The following is an 8036-nucleotide window of genomic DNA, read 5'->3' on the forward strand; positions in this document are numbered from 1 at the left end:
CATGGCCCACCGCGCCCACGCCCACACCGTCGCGGTCAACGCCTCCCACTCCGTGACCGTCTCCCACCCCGGCGCCGTCACCCGCCTCATCGAGCAGGCCGCCCACGCCACCACCCGCTGACCCCCCAGCCCCACCCCGACCCGCAGACGGGCGGAGGGCCGTCGCGCCCGCCCGCCCTGCGGGGCCGGGCCCCGGGCTCGGGCGACCCCGCCGGCGCGGGACAGAAGGCGGGGCGTCCCCGGCGCCCGGGTGAGGTCGGGCCCCGGGGTGGCCGGGGCGGGCCGGGCCGCGTTCGCGGTGGCCCTCCCCGGCGGCAGGCGCCCGGACGCGGAGGAAGGCCAGGCCGGTGACGTCCCCGGCCCGCCCCGCCGCGACGGCCCCGGCGATCGGTGGATCCGGGCTCAGAGCGGAGCGCGGAGGGTCTTCAGCAGGAGCGCGCCGAAATCGGCGGCGTGCGTGTTCAGGCCTGTGTGGCCGCCCGGGAAGTGCACAAATTCCGTGCCGAGACGCCCGGCCGGCGCAGCACCGGCGCGGTGGGGAAGCCCGCCCTGCGAGTCCCCGCCGCAGGCGACCACGAGCCGGTCCGACAACGCCGCCAGCCTGTCGGTGTCCGGGGCGTAGGACATGAAGGCGGGCGTGACGCGTCCGACGAAGTACCGCATATCGGCCATCGTCCGCTCGTCCCGCGCCGCCGCCTGCGGCGGAGGGCCGGCCTGCGGCCCGCCCGCACCGCCGTCCTTCTTCAGGCCCGCGGCCGGCAGGGCCATCGCCGGCATGGTCCCCTGCGTGCGGAACGCCTCCTGCACGCGTGCGATGAGCGCGCGGTGCTCCGAGGCGTCCGGCAGGACCTCGACCACCGGGGGTTCGTGCGCCACGACGCGTTCGACCCGTTCGGGGCGGGTGGTGAGCAGGTGCAGGGCGGCGACCGCACCCCAGCCGGCGCCGAACACCCGGGCTGGCCGACCGGGCGACAGCAGGTCCAGCATCCGCAGCGCGTCGTCGGCGCGCTCGGCCACCTGCTGTTCGGCCTCGGGGTCGTCCGGTGCGCTGCGCGCCATGCCGCGCGGGTCGTAGGTCGCGACGGCGCACTCGGCGGCCAGGTCGTCGACGACGGCGTCGAAGCAGGCCGCACCGCTCATGCCGCCGAGGATCAGCAGCAGGAGCGGGCCTTCGCCGCGTACTTCGCAGTGCAGGGTCGCGCCGTCGACGCGCAGGTTGCCGACAGCGGGATCAGCCATCGGGGTCCTCCTTCTGCGGAGGGTGGCCGGTGCCCCGGGAACGTGCCCCGGGGACGCATGAGGGGGCCGGGAGCGGAGGCGCGACGCGGGTCCTGGCGGGCGCCGGGCGGCCGCCGCTCACCTCGGAGCGTGCTGGTTTGCGGCTCGGGGGAGGCGGAGAGGGCACCGGGTCCCTCCAGTGCATCCTGCACCGCGGCGTCCAGGGACGCCCCGTCGCCCGCGCCCGCGCCCGCGCCCGCGCCGGGGCCCGCGGCCCACCACAGGTGCCCGTCGGGCCGCACGACGGCAGCCCGGACGAGCCATCGGCCGCGCGCCGGTGGGCCAACGAGCGGCCCGCCGTCCCGGGTCCCTCTCACCCTCGGTCGAGTCCGCCCCCGGAGAGGCCGACCGCTCCCGTGCCCGCACGGCACCGGACCGACACCGGGCCCGGACGGTCCTCGCCCTTCGATCCCGCCCGACGACCCATCAGAAAAGCTGGTACCGGGTCGGTGTCGGCCCCGGCACGCCCCGCCCCAGGCCGCCGCATCCGCGACCGGCGGTCAGCGTCCCGGACGGTCGCGCAGCGGCTCCGCCGACCGGACAGCCGACTGCGCCGGCCGGGCCGCGGCGGCATCCTCCGGCGGCCCGCAGCCGGGCGGGAGAACCTTCGGAACCCCGGGTCAGCGCTCGCGGCCGCGGGGCTTGAGGGGCACCGGCGGGAGGTCGGGGGCGGGGAGCGACGCACCCTCGTAGCCGCGGACCTCGCCGAAGCGGGTGCCGGACATCCAGTCGGCGCGGGCCTCGGCGATCTCCTCGCCGCTGCGGCCGATGAAGTTCCACCACATACCACGTCGAACCGGCTTTCCTGCAGCTCAGGAGCACGGAGCACCATCCAGGGTCAGCAAAAGGTCAGCATTCGAACCTGGAGGGTCAACACGTGGCGTCGACCAAGTCCCCGGGCCGCGGCATGGGCACGTTCTTCAAGGACTGCGAGCACTCGCAGGCCCGGTGGTCCAAGTGCCCGCACGAGTACACGGTCAGGTACCGCAGCGCGACGGGCCGGCAGACCGAGGAGTCCGGCTTCGCCACCCAGGAGAAGGCAGTCGCCCGATTGGTGGAGGTCTACAAGGCCAAACAGGAGAGCGGCCGCAGCCAGAGCAGGGCCGAGCGCGTCCGCACGTACGGCGCGATGCAGTTCCGCGAGTACGTCGCTGAGTGGAAGTCCGGCCAGCGCGACCTGGCCCCGGCCTCGCTGCGGCACCTGGAGTCGCTGCTGGAGCACCACCTGCTGCCGGCCCTGGGCAGCCGCCGGATGGGGACGTTTGACCACAAGGTCGTGGACGGGTTCATCCAGTCGATGGAGCGCCGCGGCGTCGGGATCGCCACCCAGGCGAACGCGTACGACAAGCTGCGGGCCGTCCTGCTGGACGCCCACCGCCTCGGGCTCTACGCCGAGAACCCCACCGAGGGCGTGAAGCCGCCGCAGTACGACCCGAAGCGCGCCGTCATCCCGTCGGTGGAGCAGCTCAAGGCGATACGGACCGCAGGCGACGACGTCTTCACCCTGATCGTCGACCTGATGAGTGGCTGCGGCATGCGCAACGCGGAGGCCGCGGCCGTCAATCTCCACAACATCGTGGCCGACGACGTCTACCGGATCACCGAGCAGGTCAACCAGAGCTCCGGAGAGTACACGAGGCTCAAGCACCGCAAGGACGGCGACTACCGGGACGTCCCACTGCCCGCCCACGTGCGGCGGAGCATCGAGCGTTATGCGGAGACGCACGGGACCGTGGACGGCTACCTCCTGCGACACCCTGGCGACCTGCGTCGGCCCTACCCGTACTACTACCTGTCGAATCAGTGGCAGAGGATCAAGCGGTCCGGGCGGACCGAGATCCCCGAGGGGATGGTCCTCTACGGGTTCCGGCACTTCTTCGCCTCGAACTGTCTGGGCCACGGCATCCCGATCACGGACGTCGCCGAATGGATGGGGCACCGGAGCGTGGACATCACCTTCAAGACCTACCGGCACCTAATGCCGGGATCGATCAATCGGGCCGCCCGAGTCCTCGGACTCGATCCGGCGTTCTGACGCGCGGGGCCCGCTCAGGTCGGAGCGGGCCCCGCGTCATCAGCCGCGTCTACTGTCCGGGCAGCTGCTGCTGGCGCAGCCATGCCTGCACTTCGGAGACCTTGAACTGGATCTTCGCGTTGCGTCCCCGGCCGAACTTGTACGGCATGAGGCCGAGTCGGGACGCCTCCCGGTAGACCCAGGGCACGGACATGTTGAGATACTTCGCGGTCTGCTTGACGTCCATGAACTGCGCGGCCACGGCGCCCCTTCCCGTCCGATGTCGAAATCCGTCGGACCAGGGTGCGGTGCGGAAGCGGTTTGGGCGGGCCGGAAGTTATGCGCTATGGGCCCGGTGGACTGGGCGGCAACGGCTGTGCCAGCCGTGCATTCACATAAACCCTTTGCGGAGGAAGGGGCATGCGGTGCCGGTTGTGAAGCCCGTGGCCTCGCGGAAGTTCCGTACAGAGCAGGACGGTGACGACCATCCTGGAGGCGTCGTCCACGATGGCGGTGCACCTTCCACGTGAGGTTGCACCCCGAGCATGGAGACCGAGAGGGTTATTCAGAACGGTCGTGTGGTGGCTCACGGTGGGCGTGACAACGGCCCCTGCCGGTAGCGTTCGGGGTTCCTACACCAACCGATGCTGCGAGCGAGGGGCCGTTGCCGTGCAACCGTACTACCGGACTGGACCGACGGCAGTTGAAGGGGCTGGTGGACCTGGTCGGCCGCGCCGTTCCGTCCTTCCACCGCCGACGCGGCCGGCCCCGGTCCCTGCCGCTGGCCGATGCGGTCACGCTGGTGCTGTTCGTCCTGCGCAACAACGCCACCCAGCAGCTCACCGGTGAGCTCTGGGGCGTCTCACAGGCCACGGTCGCCCGCCTGTGCCGCACCCTGACACCCGTGATCACCGCCGTTCTGGACCAGGCCACCCGTCCGGCCCGGCGCATCCGCCGCGGGACACTCGTCCCGGTCGACGGCACCCTCACCCCGAGCTGGGCCTGGAAGAACACCTCCGGCATGAACTCCGGCAAGCACCGCCGGACCGGCCACAACATCCAGCTCGCCGCCGACCTGCGCGGCCGGCTCCTGGCCGTCGGCCGGCCCCTGCCCGGAGCCCGCCACGACAGCACCGCCTACCGGGAATCGGGTCTGGCCGGCGCGATACGCACCGGCATCCCCGTCGCCGACCTGGGCTACCTGGGCACCGACTGCCGCATCCCGCACCGCAAGCCGCGCCACCGCCCGCTGACCGATGCCGAGCAGGACGCCAACCGCCACCACGCCCGCCTGCGCAGCCCCGTCGAACGCGCCGTGTCCCACCTCAAGACCTGGAAGATTCTCTCCACCCCCTACCGAGGACCGCTCGACCGCTTCGGCACCGCCCTCGCGGCGGTCGCGGCGCTGGAGATCTACCGATCACGAGGGCCGTTCTGAATAACCTCCCCTGGGCAGGGCCGCGCCTATTACGACCCCCAACCGCCATCGGATCTGTGGCCATCCTGAAGATGCTTAGCCTTGCGCCGCTTCCGCGCGTCCCTCGCGGAGGTTGCTGCCAGTTGGGTACTGACAAGCAGCAAAGCTATCTGCAAGATCAGGTTAGAAGTTACATTAGCAATCAGTAGCGCGAGAAGCGCGAAGCCAGCAGCACCTCGTAGGGCGATGGACAACCAGTTCGCCATGATTGACCCTCCAGGCGAGGTGCCTCCCATTGAGGGACAGCACCTCAAGTTATATCGCAAAAATCACCATGCGGGAAATCCCCTCAATGTGATCGGCATAAAAACGGCCCCTGACGCCGGAGCTCGCCGCATCAACATGAAATTGAGAAAACCTCACCGCTTGACCTCGGCAGGACAAGATCTGGTCGAAGGCGCATGAGCCTGCAGTCCTCCACAGGTCCACGCACGGCTGCGGCGGCAGCATGGCCGGGTCTGGTTTCGATGTCGACCAACGTCCAATTCGCGGGTCGGGGCGGCGTGTCGGCGCCACCCAAATAGTCGGCTGCCGGGTCGCGCCCCAAGCCGGTTCCCAGTCCTTTGAGATACGCCTCCTTTCGTGTCCACAATTGGGTGAAGAGCCGGGGCTGTTCCGTACGCGCGGCCGAGAAGACCTCGGCCCGCTCGGTGGCATGCAGCACGTTGGCCAACTCCAGGGCGGCTTCGGTATCCGGAACCGCCTCGACGTCCACGCCGACCGGGACCGAAGCCACCCCGATCAGCACCAGGTCGCCGCCGTGCGACAGGGAGAAGTGCAACGGGAGGTCCTGATGCTCTAGGGAAGGCCGTCCGTGCGGCGCCCCGCAGCAGGGGCAGGGCTCCCTGGTGAAGACCAGGCCGGCGGGTGGCGCTCCAAGACAGGAGGCCAGCAGCGACCTCAGCGCCACATGGGCCGCTGCATAACGCAGCCGATCTTCCGCCCGCGTGAACGAGGCCATCCTGTTCCGCTCTTCTGCACTCAGATCGGCTGTGCTGAAGGTGGTTCCTGCGAGCTCCCGGACGTCGAGCAGCCACAGGTTCAGCGATCCCCTGACCGGCGGTCCCGGCGCGGACCATTCCTCGGTCGCTGCCCTGACGAGGCGTTGAGGAGAGCGATTTTCGGTTCTCGTCAAGTCGTCGTCCTGTGCGGAGTCAGGCGCGCAAGCAGGTCGGCAACCAGCGGCGCCGTATGGTGTTCGAGATAGAAGTGCCCGCCAGGAAAAGAACGTGTGGCGAACGTCGACCGGGTCACTCCCGACCAGGCGGTCACCGATTCTTCGTCCACATGGTCGTCCTCGTTCCCGTAGTAGGCGAAGACGGGGATGTCCAGGACCGGCTCCGAGGCCGCCGCGTAGTTCTCCACAAGGCGGTAATCGGCCCGCACTGCCGGAAGCAGAAGTTCCCGCAGCTCAGTGTTGGCGAGAGCCTGCTCATTGGTGCTGCTCATCGCGACCAAATCCTTGACCAGCTCCTCGTCGCTCGCACCAGCGAGACCCCGGGGGCGAGTCGCGCCCGGCCCCGACCTCCCGGAGACGAACAACGCCTCGGGCCGGATGGCACCGGAGGTGGTCCCCGCCATTCTCGCCGCGACTTCGAAGGCCACGGCGGCGCCCATGCTGTGTCCGAAAAACACCAGCGGGCTGCCCGCAAGGCCGGCGCATGCGTCCGCCAGTGGATCCGCCAGCTCCTCCATGCGCTCGGCCGGAGCTTCGAGGAGCCGGTCCTCCCGCCCCGGATACCGCACCGCCATGAGTTCCACGTCGTCAGGTATCAGCGGGACCCACGAGCGGAAGAAGCTTGCCGCACCGCCCGCGTGAGGGAAGCAGACGAGGCGGAGGCGCGGTGCCTGACGGCCTTGTAGCGACCTCAACCACCGAGAGGCTGATGTGCTGCCCTCGTGAATGAGCACCATGGATCCTTTCTGTCGGTAATGCCGGGATTGTACGTTGTCCGGCGGTTTCGGAGACTTCCCACAAAGGGAGGATCTGGCTGCGCCGCTGCGGTCCGCCCTGTCCAGGATGTCGACTGCGGATGCCTCGGCGCTGCCCTAGGGTCGTTCAGCAGCATGTGGTTCCGGACAGTATCGGCATGCCTTGGCGGGAAGCCGGGAATTTCCGGGGGGTATGAGCCAGGAGGCCCGGCTGCGAGGTGGTCGCAGCCGGTCCTCCGGGTTCAGGGCCTTCCGGAATCAAGTGGAAAGGTTTCGGGGTAGGCCTGCAGCGGCGTGATTCTGCCTACCGGGTCGAACGATCCATGCTCTGGTCGAGCCATTCCGCGATGGCGGTCCAGGCGTGGCCGAGCATGTCCGGACGGCACATCTGTGCGTGGCGGCAGGGAATGGGCACCTCTGCGATCTTCCCGCTGGTGTAGGGGGCCCAGGATGAGGCGGCGTCTATGCCGTCCGGCTTGCCGAACTCCGCAGTGAGGAAGAGCAGGTCGCCCTGGAAGACCTCTGGCTCGTGGGAGGGTGAGATGACTTCCATGTTGTCCGTGACGCGCAGGACGGTGGCGTACTCCTCCTCGGTGAGTTCCGGCAGGACCTCCGAGCCCGGTATCGCGTCGTCGACGGCGATCCCGCCGGAGGCGTAGGCATCGATCGCCTTCGCCCGCTCGCTCGGGGAGAAGGCATCCATCAGCACCAACGCGGCGACCTCCTCACCGGCGGACTGGAGCTGTACGGCCATCTCCTGAGCCACGACGCCACCGGAGGACCAGCCCACCAGGTGGTACGGGCCCGCCGGCTGGATCGTGCGGATCTGCTGGACGTACTCCGCAGCCACCTCCCGGATGGAGCTCGGAAGAGCGGCTCCCGAGCCGTCGAGCCCCCGCGCCTGCAGGCCGTACAGCGGGTGCCGCGTGGGCATGAAGCGGAGCAGCGGCGAGTAGCCCCAGGCGACGCCGGTAGCGGGATGAACGCAGAAGAACGGTTCGGCCTCGCCGCTCGTGCGGATCGGCAGGATGATCCTGCGGACCACGTCCGACAGGTGGTTGCCGGGCCGGTCGGCGAGTTCACCGGGCGTCGGTGTCGCGAACACCGCGCTGATCGGAACATCGATCCCCAGTGCCATGCGGATGCGTTCAATGAGGGTGACGGCGAGCAGGGAGTGGCCGCCGAGTTCGAAGAAGTTGTCGTCGACACCGACTTCCGGAACGCCGAGGACTTCGGCGAACAGCGCGCACAGCACGGTCTCACGCTCGGTCGCGGGCTTGCGGCTTCCGGGGGCTCCGCGCAGTTCGGGCGCGGGAAGCGCACGGTGGTCGAGCT

At 69.9% G+C, this 8036-nt stretch carries 7 protein-coding genes and 1 pseudogene; 2 read left to right on the forward strand and 6 right to left on the reverse strand.

Going from position 1 to position 8036, the window contains the following annotated elements:
- Positions 1-402: 402 nt before the first annotated feature.
- Both LO771_RS29625 and LO771_RS29630 read right to left on the reverse strand, forming a co-directional pair.
- Positions 403-1239 carry an alpha/beta fold hydrolase gene (locus LO771_RS29625; protein ID WP_230748184.1) on the reverse strand — a complete coding sequence of 279 codons (837 nt, stop codon included), beginning with the start codon at positions 1237-1239 and terminating at the stop codon, positions 403-405.
- Between the two features lie 659 nt (positions 1240-1898).
- Positions 1899-2063 (reverse strand): annotated as a pseudogene (locus tag LO771_RS29630) (pirin family protein); the annotation flags it as partial.
- A 92-nt stretch (positions 2064-2155) separates the two neighbouring features.
- Between LO771_RS29630 and LO771_RS29635 the strand changes: the two are divergent.
- On the forward strand, positions 2156-3313 hold the full coding sequence (locus tag LO771_RS29635; protein WP_230748186.1) for a tyrosine-type recombinase/integrase: 1158 nt from the start codon (positions 2156-2158) through the stop codon (positions 3311-3313).
- Between the two features lie 49 nt (positions 3314-3362).
- Here LO771_RS29635 and LO771_RS29640 read toward each other — a convergent pair whose 3' ends face one another.
- Complete coding sequence (locus LO771_RS29640) at positions 3363-3539, reverse strand: helix-turn-helix domain-containing protein (RefSeq protein WP_230748187.1); 177 nt, start codon at positions 3537-3539, stop codon at positions 3363-3365.
- A gap of 456 nt (positions 3540-3995) precedes the next feature.
- On the opposite strand from LO771_RS29640, the gene LO771_RS29645 reads away from it, so the two are divergent.
- Positions 3996-4730 (forward strand): transposase family protein, encoded by a 735-nt coding sequence (locus LO771_RS29645; protein WP_230748189.1) that lies wholly within the window; start codon positions 3996-3998, stop codon positions 4728-4730.
- A gap of 376 nt (positions 4731-5106) precedes the next feature.
- Here LO771_RS29645 and LO771_RS29650 read toward each other — a convergent pair whose 3' ends face one another.
- The 3 genes from LO771_RS29650 to LO771_RS29660 all read right to left on the reverse strand — a co-directional run.
- Positions 5107-5904 carry a 4'-phosphopantetheinyl transferase superfamily protein gene (locus LO771_RS29650; RefSeq protein ID WP_230748192.1) on the reverse strand — a complete coding sequence of 266 codons (798 nt, stop codon included), beginning with the start codon at positions 5902-5904 and terminating at the stop codon, positions 5107-5109.
- Complete coding sequence (locus tag LO771_RS29655; protein WP_230748194.1) at positions 5901-6683, reverse strand: thioesterase II family protein; 783 nt, start codon at positions 6681-6683, stop codon at positions 5901-5903. Before LO771_RS29655 ends, LO771_RS29650 begins: the two co-directional genes overlap by 4 nt.
- A gap of 322 nt (positions 6684-7005) precedes the next feature.
- On the reverse strand, positions 7006-8036 hold a 1031-nt coding region (locus LO771_RS29660), incomplete at its 5' end, for an alpha/beta fold hydrolase (RefSeq protein ID WP_230748196.1).

The organism is Streptacidiphilus sp. ASG 303, from assembly GCF_020991365.1.
GTDB lineage: Bacteria > Actinomycetota > Actinomycetes > Streptomycetales > Streptomycetaceae > Peterkaempfera.

Coding starts and splice junctions, on each gene's coding strand:
- LO771_RS29625 (WP_230748184.1), bottom strand. CDS start 1,239: ATGGCTGATCCCGCTGTCGGCAACCTGCGCGTCGACGGCGCGACCCTG.
- LO771_RS29640 (WP_230748187.1), bottom strand. CDS start 3,539: ATGGACGTCAAGCAGACCGCGAAGTATCTCAACATGTCCGTGCCCTGG.
- LO771_RS29655 (WP_230748194.1), bottom strand. CDS start 6,683: ATGGTGCTCATTCACGAGGGCAGCACATCAGCCTCTCGGTGGTTGAGG.